Origin of the sequence: Streptomyces araujoniae (assembly GCF_050871195.1) — a bacterium.
GTDB classification, from domain to species: Bacteria; Actinomycetota; Actinomycetes; order Streptomycetales; family Streptomycetaceae; genus Streptomyces; species Streptomyces bacillaris.
In genome coordinates, this window is sequence record NZ_CP194070.1 from 1,469,912 (window position 1) to 1,489,358 (window position 19,447).

At 72.0% G+C, this 19,447-nt stretch carries 22 protein-coding genes; 4 read left to right on the plus strand and 18 right to left on the minus strand.

Features of this window, described 5'->3' with window-relative positions:
• Positions 1-4 precede the first annotated feature (4 nt).
• The 5 genes from ACQ9ZG_RS06235 to ACQ9ZG_RS06255 all read right to left on the minus strand — a co-directional run bounded on the left by ACQ9ZG_RS06235 (position 5) and on the right by ACQ9ZG_RS06255 (position 4,856).
• On the minus strand, positions 5-1,177 hold the full coding sequence (locus tag ACQ9ZG_RS06235) for an SfnB family sulfur acquisition oxidoreductase (RefSeq protein ID WP_499281575.1): 1,173 nt from the start codon (positions 1,175-1,177) through the stop codon (positions 5-7).
• Between the two features lie 113 nt (positions 1,178-1,290).
• On the minus strand, positions 1,291-1,863 hold the full coding sequence (gene ssuE / locus ACQ9ZG_RS06240) for an NADPH-dependent FMN reductase (RefSeq protein WP_109915964.1): 573 nt from the start codon (positions 1,861-1,863) through the stop codon (positions 1,291-1,293).
• An 86-nt stretch (positions 1,864-1,949) separates the two neighbouring features.
• Positions 1,950-3,167: an acyl-CoA dehydrogenase family protein gene (locus tag ACQ9ZG_RS06245; RefSeq protein ID WP_109915962.1), complete on the minus strand. Its 1,218-nt coding sequence runs from the start codon at positions 3,165-3,167 to the stop codon at positions 1,950-1,952.
• Positions 3,164-4,330: a dimethylsulfone monooxygenase SfnG gene (gene sfnG, locus ACQ9ZG_RS06250; protein WP_109915960.1), complete on the minus strand. Its 1,167-nt coding sequence runs from the start codon at positions 4,328-4,330 to the stop codon at positions 3,164-3,166. The genes ACQ9ZG_RS06245 and sfnG overlap by 4 nt, the downstream gene beginning before the upstream one ends.
• A gap of 247 nt (positions 4,331-4,577) precedes the next feature.
• The gene (locus tag ACQ9ZG_RS06255; RefSeq protein WP_375138320.1) at positions 4,578-4,856 is read right to left on the minus strand and encodes a putative leader peptide; all 279 of its coding nucleotides are present in this window, start codon (positions 4,854-4,856) and stop codon (positions 4,578-4,580) included.
• Between ACQ9ZG_RS06255 and ACQ9ZG_RS06260 the strand changes: the two genes are divergently transcribed.
• Complete coding sequence (locus tag ACQ9ZG_RS06260; RefSeq protein ID WP_084996149.1) at positions 4,831-5,742, plus strand: LysR family transcriptional regulator; 912 nt, start codon at positions 4,831-4,833, stop codon at positions 5,740-5,742. The genes ACQ9ZG_RS06255 and ACQ9ZG_RS06260 overlap by 26 nt on opposite strands.
• Before the next feature lie 81 nt (positions 5,743-5,823).
• The gene (locus ACQ9ZG_RS06265) at positions 5,824-7,035 is read left to right on the plus strand and encodes a TerD family protein (protein WP_386697388.1); all 1,212 of its coding nucleotides are present in this window, start codon (positions 5,824-5,826) and stop codon (positions 7,033-7,035) included.
• A gap of 145 nt (positions 7,036-7,180) precedes the next feature.
• Here the strand turns inward: ACQ9ZG_RS06265 and ACQ9ZG_RS06270 are convergent, their stop codons facing one another.
• The 3 genes from ACQ9ZG_RS06270 to ACQ9ZG_RS06280 form a co-directional block, all read right to left on the minus strand.
• Positions 7,181-7,411, minus strand: a complete 231-nt coding sequence (locus tag ACQ9ZG_RS06270) for a hypothetical protein (protein ID WP_003969918.1) — start codon at positions 7,409-7,411, stop codon at positions 7,181-7,183.
• A 252-nt stretch (positions 7,412-7,663) separates the two neighbouring features.
• Positions 7,664-9,136, minus strand: coding sequence for a hypothetical protein (locus ACQ9ZG_RS06275; protein WP_499280080.1), 1,473 nt, complete (start codon positions 9,134-9,136; stop codon positions 7,664-7,666).
• Positions 9,137-9,461: 325 nt separating this feature from the next.
• Positions 9,462-10,085 carry a DUF4232 domain-containing protein gene (locus ACQ9ZG_RS06280; protein ID WP_258312314.1) on the minus strand — a complete coding sequence of 208 codons (624 nt, stop codon included), beginning with the start codon at positions 10,083-10,085 and terminating at the stop codon, positions 9,462-9,464.
• A gap of 220 nt (positions 10,086-10,305) precedes the next feature.
• On the opposite strand from ACQ9ZG_RS06280, the gene dapA reads away from it, so the two are divergent.
• Positions 10,306-11,193 carry a 4-hydroxy-tetrahydrodipicolinate synthase gene (dapA, locus tag ACQ9ZG_RS06285; protein WP_109916709.1) on the plus strand — a complete coding sequence of 296 codons (888 nt, stop codon included), beginning with the start codon at positions 10,306-10,308 and terminating at the stop codon, positions 11,191-11,193.
• Between the two features lie 3 nt (positions 11,194-11,196).
• Here dapA and dapD read toward each other — a convergent pair whose 3' ends face one another.
• The 3 genes from dapD to ACQ9ZG_RS06300 all read right to left on the minus strand — a co-directional run bounded on the left by dapD (position 11,197) and on the right by ACQ9ZG_RS06300 (position 13,311).
• On the minus strand, positions 11,197-12,195 hold the full coding sequence (gene dapD, locus ACQ9ZG_RS06290) for a 2,3,4,5-tetrahydropyridine-2,6-dicarboxylate N-succinyltransferase (protein ID WP_018488145.1): 999 nt from the start codon (positions 12,193-12,195) through the stop codon (positions 11,197-11,199).
• A 211-nt stretch (positions 12,196-12,406) separates the two neighbouring features.
• Complete coding sequence (locus tag ACQ9ZG_RS06295; RefSeq protein ID WP_109914646.1) at positions 12,407-12,985, minus strand: TetR/AcrR family transcriptional regulator; 579 nt, start codon at positions 12,983-12,985, stop codon at positions 12,407-12,409.
• Positions 12,985-13,311, minus strand: coding sequence for a DMT family transporter (locus ACQ9ZG_RS06300; protein ID WP_018488143.1), 327 nt, complete (start codon positions 13,309-13,311; stop codon positions 12,985-12,987). Before ACQ9ZG_RS06300 ends, ACQ9ZG_RS06295 begins: the two co-directional genes overlap by 1 nt.
• Positions 13,312-13,656: 345 nt before the next feature.
• Between ACQ9ZG_RS06300 and ACQ9ZG_RS06305 the strand changes: the two genes are divergently transcribed.
• A complete protein-coding gene (locus ACQ9ZG_RS06305; RefSeq protein ID WP_109915390.1) occupies positions 13,657-14,664 on the plus strand; it encodes a DUF7847 domain-containing protein in 1,008 nt (335 codons plus the stop codon).
• Between the two features lie 10 nt (positions 14,665-14,674).
• Here the strand turns inward: ACQ9ZG_RS06305 and ACQ9ZG_RS06310 are convergent, their stop codons facing one another.
• The 7 genes from ACQ9ZG_RS06310 to sufD are packed head-to-tail and all read right to left on the minus strand — an operon-like array spanning position 14,675 to position 19,429.
• Positions 14,675-15,040, minus strand: coding sequence for a VOC family protein (locus ACQ9ZG_RS06310; RefSeq protein ID WP_109915391.1), 366 nt, complete (start codon positions 15,038-15,040; stop codon positions 14,675-14,677).
• Between the two features lie 52 nt (positions 15,041-15,092).
• Positions 15,093-15,431, minus strand: coding sequence for a metal-sulfur cluster assembly factor (locus ACQ9ZG_RS06315; protein WP_015607822.1), 339 nt, complete (start codon positions 15,429-15,431; stop codon positions 15,093-15,095).
• On the minus strand, positions 15,428-15,883 hold the full coding sequence (gene sufU, locus ACQ9ZG_RS06320) for a Fe-S cluster assembly sulfur transfer protein SufU (protein ID WP_026237549.1): 456 nt from the start codon (positions 15,881-15,883) through the stop codon (positions 15,428-15,430). Before sufU ends, ACQ9ZG_RS06315 begins: the two co-directional genes overlap by 4 nt.
• 10 nt (positions 15,884-15,893) lie before the next feature.
• Positions 15,894-17,162: a cysteine desulfurase gene (locus ACQ9ZG_RS06325; RefSeq protein WP_028419317.1), complete on the minus strand. Its 1,269-nt coding sequence runs from the start codon at positions 17,160-17,162 to the stop codon at positions 15,894-15,896.
• On the minus strand, positions 17,159-17,923 hold the full coding sequence (gene sufC / locus ACQ9ZG_RS06330) for a Fe-S cluster assembly ATPase SufC (protein ID WP_018488138.1): 765 nt from the start codon (positions 17,921-17,923) through the stop codon (positions 17,159-17,161). Before sufC ends, ACQ9ZG_RS06325 begins: the two co-directional genes overlap by 4 nt.
• A 7-nt stretch (positions 17,924-17,930) precedes the next feature.
• Positions 17,931-18,248 carry a bifunctional 3-phenylpropionate/cinnamic acid dioxygenase ferredoxin subunit gene (locus ACQ9ZG_RS06335; RefSeq protein ID WP_018488137.1) on the minus strand — a complete coding sequence of 106 codons (318 nt, stop codon included), beginning with the start codon at positions 18,246-18,248 and terminating at the stop codon, positions 17,931-17,933.
• On the minus strand, positions 18,248-19,429 hold the full coding sequence (gene sufD, locus ACQ9ZG_RS06340; RefSeq protein ID WP_028419316.1) for a Fe-S cluster assembly protein SufD: 1,182 nt from the start codon (positions 19,427-19,429) through the stop codon (positions 18,248-18,250). The genes ACQ9ZG_RS06335 and sufD overlap by 1 nt, the downstream gene beginning before the upstream one ends.
• Positions 19,430-19,447 lie beyond the last annotated feature (18 nt).

A 19,447-nucleotide genomic window follows, 5' to 3' on the forward strand; every position in this document is an offset into this window, starting at 1 on the left:
GAGGTCAGAGCAGGCCGTGGCGGGGCGGGCGGGTGCCGTTGAGGACGTACCGCCCGAGGTGCTGGATCTTCCAGCGCGCGGGGTCGTGGAGGGTGTGGGTGCGGGCGTCGCGCCAGTGCCGGTGGAGGTTGAGGCCGTCGAGGGCGGCCCGGGTGCCGGAGACCTCGAAGAGCGCGTCCGCGATCTCCAGGGCCGCGCTCCCGGCGTACGCCTTCGCCGCCGCGACCGCGACGGACGCCTCGGCCGCGCTGTCGTCGTCGAGGTCCGCGCGTGCCGCGTCGACGGCCCGCGCGGCGGTGGCGAGCAGGGCGTCGGCGGCCCGGCGGCGGAGGTCGAGTTCACCGAAGCGCTGGATGAGGAGGGGGTCCTCGGCGGCGGTGTCGTACCCGCTCTCGAACCACGGCCGACTCCGCGTCCGTACGAACTCCGCCGCCTCCGCCAGCGCGCCCGCCGCGATCCCGGCGTCGATGGCGGTGTGCAGCAACTGGGCGAGTGCGCCATGGAGTTGGGGGCCGGTGAAGGTGAGGTGGTGCGGAACGACGTGGGCCGCCGGGACGGCGACGTCCGCCAGTTCGACCGTGCCGCTCGCCGTCGTCCGCTGGCCCATGCCGTCCCAGTCGTCGGTGACGGTGAGGCCGGGGGCGTCGGCGGGGACGTACGCGACATGGAGCAGGTCGTCGCCGGCGCGGGCGAGGACGGGGATCCAGTCCGCGAAGAGGGCGCCGGTGGAGTAGTGCTTCACGCCGGTCAGGAGGTACGAGCCGCCCTCGCCGCGCACGAGCCGGGTACGGATGTCCTGGAGGTGCTTGGTCCCGGCCTCGGACTGGGCGTTGCCGAAGCGTCGGCCGGCCAGCACCTCCGCGAAGAAGAAGGCCTGCTGCTCCGGACTGCCCTGCTGCCGCAGGACGTTGACGTACGCGAAGTGGCTCTGCGGGATCTGGGCGAGGCTGGCGTCGGCGGAGGCGAGCAGCCGGAAGACCTCCGCGAGGGTGGCGGCGGAGACATCGGCGCCACCGTGTGCGGCCGGGACGGTGACGGCGAGGAGGCCGGTGGCGGTGAGGCGGTCCAGCTCGGCGCGGGGCAGTTCGCGGCGGGCGTCCCGGCCGGAGGCGCCCGGGCGGAACTCCTCCGCGAGCGCGGCGGCAGTGCGCAGCGCCTCGGTGTCGTCGCGGATCACCCGCGCGGTGAGGGGCGGTCGTCGTCGGGCCGGCGCGGTCACGGGCCTGCCTCCAGAAAAAGTGCGGACGGGTCCACGGACCTGCCTCCAGAAGGGGTTCGTACGGGTCGGGGTCAGCGGGCGGCCGGGACGGGCGCGGGCGCGGTGGTGGGCGCGGTCCGGTCCAGGGCGGCGGCGAACTGGGCCACCACCTGGTCGAGCGGGGCGGCGGAGGCCGGGTCCAGGACCACTCCCCCGTCGTCGCCCGTCGTGATGTGCCGGTCCAGGACGAACCAGCCCGGGACGATGTGAGCGGCGCCCATCGACGAGAGCACCGGTCGCAACGCGTAGTCGAGCGCCAGGACGTGGGCGGTGGTGCCGCCGGTGGCGAGCGGGAGGACGGTCTTCCCGGTGAGCGCGTACTGCGGCAGCAGGTCCAGGAGCGTCTTGAGGAGCCCCGAGTAGGCGGCCTTGTAGACGGGCGTGCCGATGACGACACCGTCGGCGCGGGCGAACAGCCCGGTGGCGCGGACGATCTCGGGGTGGGCGAAGTCGGCGCCGAGGAGGGCGTCGGCGGGGAGCGTACGGACGTCGAGCGGGATCACCTCGTGGCCCTGGGCGATCAGGTCGGCGTCGAGGTGGCGCAGCAGCCGGGCGGTGCGGGAGGTGGCGGATGGGCTGCCGGAGATCGACAGGACGGTGGCCATGGGGACCTCGTTTCTGGGGTGGCCCGGGGCCGGTGCGGCACCGCTGGTGGCGGTGGTGGCGTACGCACCGGCCCCGGGTCGGCGGGTCAGGAGTACCAGGTGGGTTCGGGGAGTTCGCCGGTCAGGACGTGGCGGCCGACCTCGCGGCGCTTGTAGGCGACCGGGTCGTGCAGGGTGTGGGTGCGGATGTTGCGCCAGAAGCGGTCGAGCCCCTCCGCGGAGGCGGTGGCGCGGGCCCCGGTCACCTCGAAGATGCGGCTGGTGACCTCCAGGGCCACCTCGGTGGCGCGGGCCTTGGCGGCGGCGACCCGCACCTCGAACTCGCCACGCGTCTGCTCCGTCACCTCGTCCGGGGCGTCGTGCAGCCTCTGCCCCTCGGCGGCGACGGCGTCGGCCAGGGCCTCCACGGCCCAGAGCTTGGCGGTGAGGTCGCCGTACGTGTCGATGACGTACGGCTCGTCGATGGCCTTGTCGTACCCGCCGTGCAGCCAGGAGCGGGTCTTGGTGCGGGTGTAGGTGGCTGCGGTCTCCAGCGCCCCGGCGGCGATGCCCAGATAGAAGCTGATGAACACCAGCTGGATCGTGGGCACGTTGAGGGTGTTGTAGACGCGGGGCCGGAACTCCTTGTCGACATAGCCGGCGGCGGAGGCCCACGGGGTACGGACGCCGTCGAGGGTGACGCCGCCGCTCTCGGTGAGGCGCTGGCCGATGTTGTCCCAGTCGTCGTGGAAGGTGAGCCCCGGGCTGTCGGAGGGCACGATGGCGAAGATGTGCCGGTCGGTGCCTTCCAGGACGCCTTCGAGGACGGTGACGTCGGAGACCCTGCTGCCGGTGGAGAAGGTCTTGGCGCCGGTGAAGACGAGGTCGTCGCCGTCCTCGGTGACCACCACGTCGCTGTCGCGCGGGTTGACGGCGCCGCCGAAGAACCAGGTGTGGCGGACCGCTTCGGCCTCGACGTGCTCCCACTGCTCGCGGGTGCCGACGAGGCGGGCGGCCCAGTTCCAGAGGTAGTGGTAGCCGAGGAGCTGCCCGATGGAGCCGTCGGCCTTGGCGACCTCGCGGATCACCCGGTAGGCGGTCGTCCAGTCCTGTCCCCCGCCGCCGTGCCCGGCCGGGCCGAGCAGGGTGACGAGTCCGGAGTCCTTGAGCAGCCGGACCTCGGTGTACGGGGTGGCGCCCGCCTTGTCGCGGGCCGCGGCGTCGGTGGCGAGGATCGCGGCGACCTCGGCCGCCCGCTCGATCCAGGCCTCGGGGCTGTCGGGGGCCGGGAGGGTCTTCCACTGGGTGGGCGCTGCGGTGCTCATGACGAACCTTTCGGGGAGAGATCCAGGGAGGGGTGGGCTCGGTGGTCCTCCGGCTCGCGTTCCTCCGGCTCCTGGGCCTCCAGCTCCCGGACGAGGGGGAGGACGTTCTTGCCGAAGTACGCGACCTCCTCGTGGTAGTGGAGGAAGCCGAGGAGCAGCAGGTCGACGCCGAGGCGCTTGTAGGCGACGATGCGCTCCGCGATCTGTTCCGGGGTGCCGATCAGCCCCGTACGGAAGCCGTCGTTGTACTGGACGAGGTCCTCGAAGGAGGAGTCCTGCCACATGCCCTTGCCGTCGGCGGTGGACCGTCCGGCCTGTTTGACGGCCGAGCCGAAGCCGTGGACGGCGTCCGTGTCGGCCTTGGCGACGATCTCGCGCAGGGTGTCGCGGGCCTCCGCCTCGGTGTCGCGGGCGATGAGGAATCCGTTGAGGCCGAAGCGGGGCGGGGTGCGTCCGGCGCTCCCGGCGGAGGCCCGGACGTCCCTGATCTGTTCGGTGACGCCGTCGAAGTCCTTGCCGTTGGAGAAGTACCAGTCGGAGACGCGTCCGGCCATCTGCCGGGCGGCCGTGGAGTTGCCGCCCTGGAAGATCTCCGGGTGCGGGCGGTCCGGTGAGGCGAGCGGTTTGGGCTTCAGGGTGAAGTCCCGGACGCGGTAGAAGTCACCGGCGAGTTCGGCGTGGTCCTCGGTCCAGACGGCGCGCAGGGCACGGATGAACTCCTCGGAGCGGCGGTAGCGTTCGTCGTGCTCCAGCCAGGGTTCGCCGAGCGCGGTGAACTCGTCCTTGAACCAGCCGCTGACCACGTTGACGGCGAACCGCCCGTTGCTGAGGTGGTCGGCGGTGGCGCCCAGTTTGGCGAGGACGCCGGGGTGCCAGAGGCCGGGGTGGACGGCGGCGATGACCTTCAGCCGCTCGGTGGCGAGCAGCAGGGCGAGGCTGAAGGAGGTGGACTCGTGCTGGTACTCGGCGCCGTAGCTGGCCATGTAGCGGACCTGGCTGAGGGCGTAGTCGAAGCCGTTGTTCTCCGCGAGGACGGCGAGTTCGCGGTTGTAGTCGTACCCCCAGTCGGTGCGCTGCTCGATGGTGCTGGTGACGAGACCGCCGCTGACGTTGGGCACCCAGTACGCGAAGCGGACCGGGTCGGCGGAGGGCGGAGTGGGCATGCGGTTCTCCCGTGGACAGGACAGGACGGCGGGGCGCGCGCCGGGTGGCCGGGCGCGGCGGACCGGCCCCGGTGATCGAGAAACCCGATCAGGGGCGACGGATGCGGGAAGAGAGAGCGAGGGCGTACGCGGGCGTGCGTGGGGTGCACAGCCGTACGCGGGTGTACGCGGCCGTACGTGGGCGCACCCGGACACACGCGGTCGTACGCGGGAGCACTAAGGAGGGTTCGGGCCCTCCGGCCTCGCGTCAGCGGGAACAACAGAAGGCGCTGGAAACGCGGCCGAGGTCGATGTGGCGGCGACGGGTCAAGCGGCGCACATCCCTCTCCTTTCGCGTTCCGCGGCGGGCGCCCGGTGGATCACAGGGCGCCTTCGGGTTCCAGAGTAGGGCGCGGGAACGCTCCGGGTCGAGAAGGCATCGTCGAGGGAGCGATAGGGTTTTCCTTTCACCGCTTCCGGCCTGGTCCCGCCGGAGGTCCGGCCGGGAGGGAAGGGCGAGCGTGCGGATCGAGCAGCTGGAGTACATCGAGGCCGTCACCCGGCTGGGGTCGCTGCGCCGGGCGGCGGAGGAACTGCACCTGTCCCAGCCCGCGTTGAGCGAGACGGTACGGAACCTGGAGCGCGAGCTGGGGGTGGCCGTGCTGGACCGGAAGCGGTCGGGGGCGACGATCAGCGACGCGGGGCGGGAGCTGCTGCCGCACATCATCGGGGTGCTGGACGCGGTGGACCGGCTGCGCCGGGCCGCCGACGAGCAGCACCGCACCAGCCGCACGGTCCGGCTCGGCACGGTGTTCGCGGCGACGGTGCCCCTGCTCGTACCGGCGGTGCGGGAGTTCCACGCGCTGCACCCGGCCACCGAGGTCGAGGTGATCGCCGCCCAGCAGTCGGTGATCCACCGCTCGCTGCTGGAGGGCGGGGTGGACCTCGGCCTGGTCAACTACCTGGAGGGCGACGACCTGGCCCCGGACCTGCGGACCACCGAGCTGCTCCGGGGCCGCCCGGTGGTCTGCCTGCGCCCCGACAGCCCGCTGGCGGCGCTGGAGTCGGTCGGGGTGGACGATCTGCTGAGCGAGCCGCTGATCGTGATGCGCTCCGGCTATCTGATGCACCGCTTCACGCACCGGCTGCTGAAGGGCCGGACGCCCTCGTTCTCGTACTCCGCCGACGGCGCGGAGATGGGCAAGCTGATGGTGGCGGAGGGGCTGGGCGTCACCGTGCTGCCGGACTACAGCGTGATCGGGGACCCCCTGGAGCGTACCGGCGCGATCACCGCGCGCCCGCTGAAGGACGACACCACTACGGTCCTCCTGGTGGTGCAGCGCGGCCGCTCGGGCTCGGTGACCCGGGCCGCCCGCGACCTGCACCGGATCTTCGTGGAGCGCGCGGAGGCGCACCGGACGGGTGGCTCGTAACGTTCGCGGCGGCGCCCGGGGGACGAGGACGAGGGGGAAAGGTAAGGGAACGGCAAAGCCGGGTCGTTCGTTACCCCGTGCATGACCGCAATGACCCCCGGCTCGAACATTCCTCTCTCCGCCGCCCGTGTGGCGGTGGACGTCGCCGCTCCGGTGCGGCTCGACGTCTCGGGCCTGCTGCTCACCGCCGACGGCAAGGTGCGCTCCGACGACGACTTCATCTTCTACAACCAGCCCTCGGGCCCGGGTGTGACCTATCGCGCCGGCGGCGGCTCCGCGCCCGACGCGATCGTGGTGGACACCACCGCGGTCCCGGCGGGCATCGAGAAGATCGTCGTCACCGCGAGTCCGGACGCCGCAGGACAGACCTTCCAGGGCATCGAGCCCACCGCCACCGTGCGCAACGCCGACGACGGCACCCCGCTGGCCACGTTCACCCCGCCCCGGCTGAGCGACGAGACGGCGCTCGTGGTCATCGAGATCTATCTGCGCAACGGGGCCTGGAAGGCCCGCGCGGTGGGCCAGGGCTATGCGAACGGGCTGGCGGGCATCGCCACGGACTTCGGCGTCTCGGTCGAGGAGGAGCCGGCCGCCGCGCCGGTCCCGGCCGCCGCCGCGCCGCCGGCTCCGGTGGCCGCGCCGGTCGACCCGCGGATCGCCCCGCCGGCCCCCGCCGCTCCCCCGGCCCCGCCCGCCGCGCCGCCCGCGGCCGCCGGGAAGATCAACCTCGACAAGGGCCGGGTCAGCCTCCAGAAGAACCAGACCGTCTCCCTGGTCAAGGGCGGCGCCCCGCTCCTCTCCCGGGTCCGGATGGGCCTCGGCTGGGAGCCGGCGTTCCGGGGCAAGGACATCGACCTGGACGCCTCCGTCATCGCCTACGGCCCCAACCGCAACCACCTGGACAGCTGCTACTTCGGCAAGCTGACCATCCTGAACGGGGCGATCAAGCACTCCGGCGACAACCTCACGGGCGAGGGCGCGGGCGACGACGAGACGATCGTCGTGGACCTCGGCCGGATCCCGGCCGAGGCGACGGGCCTGGTCTTCACGGTCAACTCGTTCACCGGCCAGAAGTTCAACGAGGTTGCCAAGGCCTACTGCCGCCTGATCGACGACGCCTCGGGCGAGGAGCTGGTCCGCTTCGACCTCACCGGCGCCGAGCCGCAGACCGGCGTCATGATGGCCAAGCTGATCAAGCAGTTCAGCGGTGAGTGGGAGATGACGGCCATGGGCGAGTTCGTGAAGTCACGGACCGTACGCGGCATGGTGAAGCCCGCCGCCCAGGCGCTCTAGGGGTGTCTTGTCGATCAGGCCGGATCAGGGTGGGGCACCAGACCCCGCGAGCCCGGCGTGATCGGCAGGACACCCCTCAGCACCGACGCGTCCGGGGCACCTGAACCAGTGGTTCAGATGCCCCGGACCGGAAGAAGGCGGGTGCTCAGAGCTTGGTGAGCTTGGAGTAGGGGCTCAGGATCCTTCCCTGGCGCCCCGAGAAGTCGATGAGGACCGCGTCGTTGTCGCCCTCGACAGCGAGAATCCTGCCGAGTCCGAACTGGTCGTGCGACACCCTGTCGCCCACATCGAAGCATTCGACCGGTGGGGCCTCCTGGGCCGGGCGGTTGAAGGGACTGGACGGCAGGTGACGGCGGGAGCCGGCTGATTGTTTCATCAGGTCGAGTATGCGCCTTGTGAAGGCCCGACGCCATGCCCGTTTGCCGCCCGCCCCCCAGACGTACCGCATTCGTGACCCGCGCCCACCGCCGCCGGTCAGCGCTTTCCCCGCCCCTGAGCGGCGGATCCACGCGTTCGGGGGCGCCCGAAAGCACCCCCGAACGTGTGGAGTTTTCCACAGCGGAGATCGGCCCGGAAGCCGACATCCGCTGTGCAGGAGCAGCGCTCGGCGGAAGACCGGCGGTCGCCCTCAGCCGCCTGCCCGCGACCGCGCCTTGAACGCGGCCTTCCGGGCGTCCTTGGCGGCCTTCTTGTCGCTGTGCAGGCGGCCCATGGCCTCCAGCACCTCGGCGGTGGCCGGGTGGTCGACGCGCCAGATCTCGTCGAAGAAGCCGGTGTGCTGGGCGGAGAGGCCCTCGACCAGACCCTGGAGTTCGTCGAGTTCGCCGTCGGCGTCGAGCTGGGCGGCGATGGTGTCGATGGCCAGCCAGAAGACCATCGCCTCCGAGGGGGCCGGGACGTCGGTGGCGCCGTGCTCGGCCAGCCAGACCCGGGCCAGGCCGCCCAGCTCCGGGTCGCCGAGGACCGCGCGTACGGCGGGTTCGGCCTCCTCACCGGCGAGGGCGAGCGCCTGCTGGCAGTGGAGGCGGCGCAGCGGCGCGCCCTCGTCCGTGCCACGTGCGGCGGCCAGCAGCTCGGCCGCAGCCGGGACCGCTCCTCCGGCGCCGCGCCCGGCCAGCCAGAGCTGGATCTCGGCGCGGGCGGCGGTCTCCGGGTAGTGGGCGACGCCGTCGAGGAGGGCGTCGGCGCCCTTGTCCGCGAGGTCGCCGACGGCGGGAGCGGCCACCCCGGCCTCCAGCATCCGGGCCCGGATGCCGTACAGGCCGAGAGGGGTGAGCCGGACCATCCCGTACCGGGTGACGTCCTCCTCGTCGGCGCCGGCGGCGGTGTCCGCCGGGTCGCCCGCCTCGGCCATGAGCGCCTCGTCCACCGGCTGGTACTCGACGATCCCGATGGGTTCGAGCAGCCGGAACTGGTCGTCGAGGCGCATCATCGCCTCCGACACCTGCTCCAGGATGTCGTCGGTGGGCTCGCCCATGTCGTCGGGAACGATCATCGACGCGGCGAGGGCGGGCAGCGGCACGGGCGCGTCGCCGGCGCCGTTGTCCGCGAGGGTGAGGAGGTAGAGGTTGCCGAGGACCCCGTCGAGGAACTCCGTCTCCTCCTCCGGGTCCCAGTCCAGGGCGTCGAAGTCGATCGACCCGTCCTCGCCGACGAGGTCCGCGAAGTCGTCCAGGAGGGGCGCGGTGGCGTCGGCGTGCACGGCGTCGAGACCGTCCAGCCAGATGGCGAGGATCTCCTGCGGGGAGCCGGTGGTGAGCAGCGCCAGGTTCTCGCCCGCGGTGACGGTGCCCTCGGCCCCGTCGTCCTCGCCTTCACCATCGGGGTCGGTGACGTCGAGGAGGCCGGTGTCGACGGCGAGCCGCCAGGCCTCGCTGGCGTACGCGGCGCCGTCCTCGTCGGCCGGGAGGCCGAGGTGCTCGGCGGCGGCGGGCAGTTGGGCCTCGACGAGTTCGCCGCCCGCGCCGACCCGGGTCTCGGGACCGGCCCAGCGGGCGAGCCGGACGGCCCGGACGAACAGCGGCGCGGCGAGCGCGTCCCGCGCCAGTTCGGCCTCGGAGTTCAGCCGTACCGGCGGCAGGACGGGGCGCTCTGCGGACATCGGGGGTTCTCCTCGGTGCGTGCTCGGGGGCGTACGGAGCGCGTACGCGTTCAGCCGTCCCAGCCTATGCGCATTTCGCCGTGCCCCACCCCGGCTCCCGCTCCGCCCGCATGCCGAGCGCGGGCGTGTACCGGTGCGTGCCCCCGCCGGTCGTCCCGCTGTCGAGCGCCTCTCGAAGACGGCGTCGGTGCAGGGGCGTTGCCGCTCCGGTGCGGGCCCGTCGGACGCCACGTCCACGGTCACGACGCATGCCGGACGCCACCTCCACGGTCACGACGCATGCCGGACTCCACGTCCACGGTCACGACGCACCCGGACCGGGCGGTCACTCGGGCAGTTCGGCCCGCCAGGCCGTCATGTTCAGCTCGTCCATGTACCGGACGTCGTGGCCCTCCAGCGGGTGGACCCGTGCCCCGGCGTCGGGGGCGGCGGCCAGTTCCAGGGCGTCGGCCATGATGAGTTCGCCGCCCTCCTGGGTGGAGACCCAGGCGAGGACCGACCGCGCGGTGCCGCCGGGCTTCAGGGTGAGCGCCTCGGGCCCGTGGTCCCGGCCGAACTTCGAGCCCGCCGGGTTGACCTTCACCGGGAGGCGCTCGCCGTCCTCGCCGAGCGCCTGGACGGAGGGGTAGCCGTCGACCCGGTAGGGCGTGGAGCCGCAGTTGGTCAGAGTGAGGACGACCGCGCGGCTCATCAGCAGGGCCTGCACCTCCCCCACGGTCACCACGGCCCCGGAGGCGGGGCACTCCTCGGTGGGGGTGGGGGACGGGCCCGGTTCCTCCGCGGCCGGCACATCGGCGGCGGGCGGCCGGGACGGAGCAGCGGCGGAGAGAGCCGGTGCGGGCGTCGGGGTGGGCTCGGGCTCCCCCTCACCGGCCGGAACCAGAAATCCCGCACAGCCGGTCAGCACCAGGGCCGCCACCGCCGCGAGCAGCACCCCCGCGGCAGGCACCGGCCTCCGCGTCCCCTCGCCCGTACCGCTCACCGTTGCCCGCCCGCCCCTCACCACAGCCCCCGCCTCACCGCAGCCCCCGCCGCACCAGCCGTACGCCGTCCAGATGTTCGATCATGTCAGCAGAAGGCCGCCGCATCACACTGTTCAGCATCTCTTTCCGGTCCGAGCAAGCAGATCTAAGTGGACCTTCACGGTCGCCGGAGCCGACACTTCGGGCATGACTCCCACCGCGCCCCGCCCCCGCCCCTTCGGCCGCACCCTCTGCGCCATGATCACGCCGTTCACCGCCACCGGGGCGCTGGACCTCGACGCCGCCCGCGCCCACGCCGCGCACCTGGTGGCCGAGGGGTGCGACGGGCTGGTGCTCAGCGGGACCACCGGCGAGTCGCCCACCACCTCGGCCCCGGAGAAGGCGGAGCTGCTGCGGGCCGTGCGGGCGGAGGTCGGCGCCGGGGTGCCGCTGCTCTCCGGCGTCGGCAGCGCGGACACCGCGCACGCGGTACGGCTGGCGCGCGAGGCCGAAGAGGCGGGCGCGGACGGTCTGCTGGTGGTGCCCCCGTACTACAGCCGCCCGCCGCAGGAAGCGGTGGAGGCGTACTTCCTGCGGGTCGCGGAGGCCGCCGGCGTACCGCTGATGCTGTACGACATCCCCGGCCGCACCGGCGTCCGGATCGAGCCGGAGACCCTGCTGCGGCTGGCGGACCATCCACGGATCGTGGCGGTCAAGGACTGCGCGTACGACCTGCTCGGGTCGACGAAGGTGCTGGCGCGGACCTCGCTGGCGTACTACTCGGGGTGCGAGGAGCTGAACCTCCCGCTGTACGCGGTCGGCGGCGCGGGCTATGTCAGCACCGTCGCCAACGTGGCCCCGCGCCACCTGCGGGCGCCGCTGGACGCGTTCGACGCGGGGCGCACCGCCGAGGCGGCCCGGCTCAACGGGCGCACGGTCCGGCTGGTCGAGCTGATGATGGCGGCCGGCCTGCCCGGCACCGTCACCGTGAAGGCCCTGCTGGACGCGGGCCCGGTCCGGGAACCGCTGCAGCCCGCCGGCCGCGATGCGGTCGACGGGCTGCGTGCGGCGTACGAGGAACTCCTCGCGGGCTGAAGGTCAGTTGTGGGCGTGCAGGACCTCGTTCAGGCCGCCCCACACCGCGTTGTTCGGGCGGGCCTCCACCGTGCCGGTGACCGAGTTGCGGCGGAAGAGGATGTTGGAGGCGCCGGAGAGCTCACGGGCCTTGACGACCTGGCCGTCCGGCAGCGTGACGCGGGTGCCGGCGGTGACGTACAGCCCGGCCTCCACGACGCACTCGTCGCCCAGCGCGATGCCGACGCCCGCCTCGGCGCCGACCAGGCAGCGCTCGCCGATGACGATGCGGACGTTGCCGCCGCCCGAGAGGGTTCCCATGGTGGAGGCGCCGCCGCCGATGTCGGAGCCGTCGCCCACGACGACGCCCGCGGAGATGCGGCCCTCGACCATGGAGGTGCCGAGCGTGCCGGCGTTGAAGTTGACGAAGCCCTCGTGCATGACGGTGGTCCCGGCGGCGAGGTGCGCGCCGAGCCGGACCCGGTCGGCGTCCGCGATGCGTACGCCCTTGGGGGCCACGTAGTCCGTCATGCGCGGGAACTTGTCGACCGAGGTCACCTGGAGGTGCAGCCCCTCGGCGCGGGCGTTGAGGCGGACCCGCTCCAGCTCGTCGACGGCGACCGGGCCGAGCGAGGTCCAGGCGACGTTGGCGAGCAGGCCGAAGAGCCCGTCGAGGTTCTGGCCGTGCGGCTGGACGAGCCGGTGCGAGAGCAGGTGCAGACGCAGGTACGCGTCGTGCGCGTCGAGCGGCTTGTCCTCCAGCGAGGAGATGACCGTGGAGACGGCGACGACCTCGACCCCGCGCCGGGCGTCCACGCCGATGGCCTTGGCGGCACCCTCACCGAGGCGGTTGACGGCCTCGTCCGGGGTGAGCCGCGTCGTACCGGCCGGGCCGGGCTCGGGCGTGAGCTCGGGGGCGGGGAACCAGGTGTCGAGGACGGTGCCGTCACCGGCGACGGTGGCGAGGCCGGCGGCGACGGCGCCGGTGGTACGGGAAGTGGCCTGGGAAGTCGTGTCGGTCATGGACAGAAACCTAACCGGCCGGGGCCCGCTCGGGCGAACCGGTCTCAGCTTCCGGCACGTTCGCCGCGGCCCCGTACCGCCTCACCCCGCACGGCCGCCCGCCGGTGCCCGTCGGGGCGGGCGGCGGACGGCCCTGCGGACGGTACGGGCCCCGGGCCGACCGGCGCCCCGCGCCGACCCCGCCGCCCCGCGCCGGTCCCGGCGCCCCCACTCAGGCGCACCCGTCCACGACCCGGGTCAGCATCTCGCGGGTGTACTCCGCGTCGAAGGCGGAACCGGTCAGCAGCACCTGGAGGCAGACGCCGTCCATCAGCGCGACCAGCGCCCGCGCGGTGGCCGGGTCGGTGCGCGTCGACAGCAGTTCGACCGCCGACGTGGTCCACTCGGCGGCGACCGGGCGCAGGGCAGGGCGGCGCAGGGCGGCGAGGTACAGCTCGTACTCCAGCTCGATCGCGCCCCGCTCCCCGGCGAACCACTCCCCCAGCACCCGGGTCAGCTCATCGGCGAGCCGGGCGCCGGAGGAGGCGCCCCCGCCCCCACCCCCGTCCGCGTCCCCGGCGCAGACCTCGCTGTCGCGCAGCGCCTGGGCGAAGTTCTCGTTGGACCGGCGCAGGGCGGCCGTCAGCAGCTCGTCGAGCGAACCGAAGTGGTACGTGGTCGAGCCGAGCGGCACGTCCGCCTCGGCGGCCACGGACCGGTGGCTGAGCCCGGCTATCCCGTCGGCCACGATCACCCGCAGCGCCGCGTCGATGATCCGCGTACGCCGGTCGGGATCGTAGCGGCGGGCCATCAGTGCGCTCCCCCCAGATTGAGCACGACGACCCCGACGACGATCAGACCGACCCCCACGATCTTGACCAGGCTGCTGGACTCCCCCATGAACAGGATGCCGATGAGCGCCACGGCCGCCGTGCCGACACCGGCCCAGATCGCGTAGGCGGTGCCCACGGAGAGGGTCTTGAGGGTCTGGGCGAGCAGGGTGAAGGCGATGAGATAGCCCACCGCGGTGCCGATCGAGGGCCAGAGCCGGGTGAAGCCTTCGCTGTACTTCATGGCCGTCGTCCCGGCCACCTCCGCCGCGATCGCCGCGGCCAGCAGTCCGTATGCGTATCCCATGTGTACAAGAGTACGCATCGTTGCGTACGGCTGTACATATCATCGGCCCACGTCGGGGGCGTTACGGTGTCCCGACCGACGGAACGGCCCCGCACCCAGCACGGGCCGACGAGACCACGGGGAGACGCAGTGGCGCAGGACGCAGGGTGGGGCGGTGGCCCGCAGGGGGCCGCGCCCCACGGTGGGGGACCCTTCCACGGGGGTGCGCAGGGACCGGGCGGACCGGGCCAGGGCGGACCGGGCGGCTCGGGTCCGGGCGGGTACGGTCCGGGCCCCGGCTGGTACGGCGGCTGGGCACCGCCCAAGCCGGGGGTGATACCCCTGGCGCCGCTGAGGGTCTCGGACATGCTCAGCGGCGCCTTCACCACGATCGGCCGCTACTGGAAGCCGCTGGTCGGCATCGCCCTGGCGCTCTTCGGCGCGGCGGCGGTGGTGATGGGCATCGGGGTGGCCATCGCCTTCTCCACCGTCGCGGCCGACTGGGACGGCCTCACCGGCCTCGGCGAACCGGACACCGCCCAACTGGTCCCGCTGGGCATCGCGTTCGGCGTCCTGATGGTCCTGGGCGTCCTCGCCTACCTGCTGGCGTCGGCCGTCGTCCAGGCGGCGGTCCCGGTGGTCCTCCAGGAGGCCGTCCTCGGCCGCCCGATCGGCTTCGGCGCCGTCTGGCGCCGCGCCTGGTCCCGGGTCTGGGCGATGATCGGGACGGTGTTCCTGGTGGGGCTGATCATCTTCGTCCCCTTCGCGCTCGCGATGGCGACGATGGTGGCGGCCGTGATCTACCTGGTCACGCTGGGCGACTCGGACTCCGTGCTTCCGCTGCTGTTCGCCGCCCTTCTCGGCTGGCTCGCCCTCACCCCGCTCGCCGTCTGGCTGATGGTGAGGTTCTCGCTGGCCCCCACGATCGTGGTCTTCGAGGGACAGGGGCCGGTCGCGGCCCTGCGCCGCTCGGCCCAGCTGGTCCGCGGCGACTGGTGGCGGGTCTTCGGCGTCGGCCTGCTCGCCTACGCCCTCGCTTCCATGGTCGGCTACATGGTCCAGCTGCCGTTCCAGGCGATGGGGATGCTCCCCGGCACGTTCGAGGACCCGAACACGATGGGGGAACCGAGCGGCGGCGAGATCATCGCCCTGTTCGCCGGTTTCATGGTGCTGTCCATGGTCAGCGGCCTGGTGAGCCAGCTCTTCTCGTCAGTCTTCCCGCCGCTGGTGACCGGCCTGCTGTACGTGGACCTCCGCATGCGCAAGGAGAACCTGGCCCAGGTCCTGACGGAGGCGGCGGCCCAGCCCCTGCCCGAGCAGTACGGCCCGCCGCCGGCCGCCCCCGCGTCGGGGCCGGGCCCCGGCCCCGCGTAGGGCTCCGGACTCAGTCCGTGAGCGTCCGCTTCGGGCGCAGTACGCAGAACTCGTTGCCCTCGGGGTCCGCCAGCACCACCCAGGTGGATTCCGGCCCCTGCCCGACGTCCAGCCGCCGTGCGCCGAGCGCGATGATCCGCTCGACCTCGGCGGCCTGGTCGTCGGGGGTCAGATCGATGTGCAGCCGGTTCTTGACGGTCTTCTCCTCCGGCACGGGGAGGAAGCACATGCCCGGCAGCGCGGTCTCGTGGGCGCCGATGACGACCTCGTGCTCGTCCTCGTAGAGGATCTTCCAGTCCAGCACCGCGCTCCAGAACCGGGCCATGAGCGGCAGGTCGTGGGCGTCGACGGCGAGGTGGTACAGGGATACGGCCATGCCCGCCAGTATGGCTGGCGGGCATGGCCGTATCCGTGATGCTCAGGGTGCGTCAGACGTTGAACCCCAGCGCGCGCAGCTGCTCGCGGCCGTCGTCCGTGATCTTGTCCGGGCCCCACGGCGGCATCCAGACCCAGTTGATCCGGAGCTCGTTGACGATGCCGTCCGTGGCGGACTTCGCCTGGTCCTCGATGACGTCGGTCAGCGGGCAGGCCGCGGACGTGAGGGTCATGTCGAGGGTGGCGATGTTGGCGTCGTCGACGTGGATGCCGTAGATCAGGCCCAGGTTGACGACGTCGATGCCCAGCTCGGGGTCGACGACGTCGTACAGCGCCTCGCGGACCTCCTCCTCGGAGGCCGGCTTCATGGTCGCGGTCTCGTTCTCGCTCATGCGGTCTTCCCTTCGGACAGCGCCTTGGCCGTCGCGTCCTTCCACGCCATCCAGCTCAGCAGCGCGCACTTGACCCGGGCGGGGTACTTGGAGACGCCGGCGAACGCGACCGCGTCCTCCAGCACCTCCTCCATCGCGTCGTCCGGCTCCAGCTGGCCCTTGGACTGCATCAGCTCCAGGAAGGTGTCCTGGATCTTCCGCGCCTGGGTCAGCTCCTTGCCGACCAGCAGCTCGTTCAGTACGGAGGCACTGGCCTGGCTGATCGAGCAGCCCTGGCCCTCGTAGCTGACGTCGGTGATGGTCTCACCGTCGTACTTGACCCGGAGAGTGATCTCGTCACCGCACGTCGGGTTGACGTGGTGCACCTCTGCGTCGCCGTCCCGCAGGCCGCGCCCGTGGGGGTGCTTGTAGTGGTCCAGGATCACTTCCTGGTACATGGAATCAAGCTTCACCAGTCCGCCCTCAGCCGAAGAAGTTCCGGACGTGCTCCAGCCCGTCCACCAGTGCGTCGACCTCGGCGGGCGTGGAGTACAGATAGAACGACGCTCGCGTCGTCGCGGGAATTCCGTACCGCAGGCAGACCGGGCGGGCGCAGTGGTGGCCGACCCGGACGCAGATGCCCAGCTCGTCGAGGACCTGGCCCACGTCGTGCGGGTGGATGTCGCCGAGCGTGAAGGAGATCGCCGCGCCGCGGTCCTCGGCCGTCGCCGGGCCGATGATCCGCAGGTCCGGAACCTCCAGGAGACGCTTCACCGCGTACTCGGTGATGGCCTTCTCGTGGTTGTGGATGTTCTCCATGCCGATCGAGGAGAGGTAGTCCACGGCCGCGCCGAGGCCGACGGCCTGGGCGATCGGGGGCGTACCGGCCTCGAACTTGTGCGGCGCCGGGGCGTAGGTGGACGAGTGCATCGAGACGGTCTCGATCATCTCGCCGCCGCCGAGGAACGGCGGCAGGTCCTCCAGGAGCTCCTGCCGTCCCCAGAGCACGCCGATGCCGGTCGGGCCGACCATCTTGTGACCGGTGAAGGCCACGAAGTCGGCCTGGAGCGCCTGTACGTCCAGCACCATGTGCGGGGCGGCCTGCGACGCGTCGATGCAGACCAGCGCGCCGACCTGCTGGGCGCGGCGGACGATCGTCTCGACCGGGTTGACGGTGCCCAGGATGTTGGAGACCAGCGTGAAGGAGACGATCTTCGTCTTCTCGGTGATGATCTCGTCGATGTTCGACAGGTCGAGCCGGCCGTCGTCGGTGATGCCGAACCACTTCAGCTTCGCGCCCGTGCGCTGCGCGAGCAGCTGCCAGGGCACGATGTTGGAGTGGTGCTCCATCTCCGTGGTGACGATCTCGGTCTCGCGGTCCACCCGGTAGGGCTCGTCCGCCCAGCCCAGCATGTTGGCGACGAGGTTGAGCGACTCCGAGGCGTTCTTGGTGAAGATCACCTCGTCGCGGCTGGGTGCGTTGATGAAGGCCGCGACCTTGTCACGGGCGCCTTCGTACAGCGCGGTGGCCTCCTCGGCGACCGTGTAGACGCCTCGGTGCACGTTCGCGTTGTGGCGCTCGTAGTACGTGTTGAGCGCGTCGAGGACCTGGCGCGGCTTCTGCGAGGTCGCCGCGGAGTCCAGGTAAACGATCTTCTTGCCGTCGTGGACCGTGCGGTCCAGGAGCGGGAAGTCCTTGCGGATCGCCTCGGTGTCGAGGAGGCCGGTGAGCCCCTGTCGGGCGTCAGTCACGCGGAAGCGCCACCCTTCGTGTATGCCTCGTAGCCCTCGTTCTCCAGCTGGTCGGCCAGCTCGGCGCCGCCGGAGGCCGCGATCCGGCCGTTGGCGAAGACGTGCACGAAGTCGGGCTGGATGTACTTCAGGATCCGGGTGTAGTGCGTGATCAGCAGCGTGCCGACCTCGCCGGTCGCGCGGACCCGGTTGACACCCTCGGAGACGGTCTTGAGCGCGTCGACGTCCAGGCCGGAGTCGGTCTCGTCCAGGACGGCGATCTTCGGCTTGAGCAGCTCCAGCTGAAGGATCTCGTGGCGCTTCTTCTCACCGCCGGAGAAGCCCTCGTTGACGTTGCGCTCGGCGAAGGACGGGTCCATCTGGAGCCCGGCCATCGTCTCCTTGACCTCCTTGACCCACGTACGCAGCTTGGGGGCCTCGCCGCGGACGGCGGTGGCGGAGGTGCGCAGGAAGTTGGAGACCGAGACACCGGGGATCTCGACCGGGTACTGCATGGCGAGGAAGAGGCCGGCGCGGGCGCGCTCGTCGACGGACATCTCCAGGACGTCCTCGCCGTCCAGGGTGACCGAACCGCCGGTGATCGTGTACTTGGGGTGACCCGCCAGCGAGTACGCGAGGGTGGACTTGCCGGACCCGTTGGGGCCCATGATGGCGTGGGTCTCGCCCTGCTTCACGGTCAGGTCGACGCCCTTGAGGATCTCCTTCGTGGCGTTGTCGGCCTCGACGGAGACGTGCAGGTCGCGGATTTCAAGCGTTGCCATGGGTGACTCAGGACTCCTGGGTGACGGAGACGAGCACATCGTCCCCTTCGATCTTTACGGGGTATACGGGGACGGGGCGCGTCGCGGGAAGGCCGGACGGCTTGCCGGTGCGGAGGTCGAACGCCGATCCGTGCAGCCAGCACTCGATCGCGCAGTCCTCCACCTCGCCCTCGGAGAGGGAGACGTTCGCGTGCGAGCAGATGTCGTTGATCGCGAACACCTCGCCCTCGGTGCGGACGACGGAGACCGGTGTGCCGTCGAGTTCCACCCGCTTGGGGGTGTCCTCCTCCAGCTCACTCAGCGCACAGGCTTTGACGAAGGCCATCAGACGGACGCCTTCAGCTCGGCCTCGATCTTCTCGATCAGCCGCTCCTCGACGTCCGGCAGGCCGATCTGCTGGACCAGCTCGGCGAAGAAGCCGCGCACGACCAGGCGGCGGGCCTCCTCGGCCGGGATACCGCGGGACTGGAGGTAGAAGAGCTGCTCGTCGTCGAAGCGGCCGGTCGCCGAGGCGTGGCCGGCCCCGGCGATCTCGCCGGTCTCGATCTCCAGGTTGGGTACGGAGTCGACCCGGGCGCCGTCGGTGAGGACGAGGTTCCGGTTCATCTCGTAGGTGTCGGTGCCCTCGGCCGCGGCCTGGATGAGGACGTCCCCGATCCAGACGGCGTGGGCGCCGTCGCCCTGGAGCGCGCCCTTGTACACCGCGTTGGACTTGCAGTGCGGGGTGTTGTGGTCGACCAGGAGGCGGTGCTCCTGGTGCTGGCCCTTGTCGGTGAAGTACAGGCCGAAGAGCTCCGCCTCGCCGCCGGTGGCCGCGTAGGCGACCCGCGGGTGCAGGCGCACGACGTCGCCGCCGAAGGTGACGACGATCGACTTGAAGGAGGCGTCCCGGCCGACCAGCGCGTTGTGCTGGCCGACGTGGACGGCCGTGTCGTCCCAGTCCTGGACGGAGACGACGGTCAGCTTGGCGCCGTCGCCCAGCACGTAGTCGACGTTGGCGGCGAGCACCGCGTCACCGGTGTGGTCGATGACGACGACGGCCTCGGCGAAGGCGCCCAGCTCGATGACCTGGTGGCCGTAGGCGGTGCCGCCCTCGCCGTGCACGGCGATCCGGATCGGCTCGGTGAGCACGGCCTCCTTGGCGACGGTGACGACCGAGGCCTGCTCGAAGGAGCTGTAGGCCTGGGCGGCGACCCGGTCCACCGGCGTGCCGGCCTTGCCGAGCCGGGCGTCGTCACGGCCGACGGTCTCGACGGTGACGCCCTCGGGCGCCTCGATCGCGACCTTGACGCCGCTGCCCGTGGCGACGGCGGTGCCGTCGTGCAGCCCGCGCAGCCGCTCCAGCGGGGTGAAGCGCCACTCCTCCTCGCGACCGTGCGGGACGGGGAAGTCCGCGACGTCGAAGGACGGGGGTGCGCTCATGCGCGTGGCGACGGTCGACTCGGCGGCCACCGCGATGGAGCCGGCGGTGGTGGAGCCCACCGGAGTGTTCTGAGCCTCAGCCATGGCTGTCGTAGTGCTCGC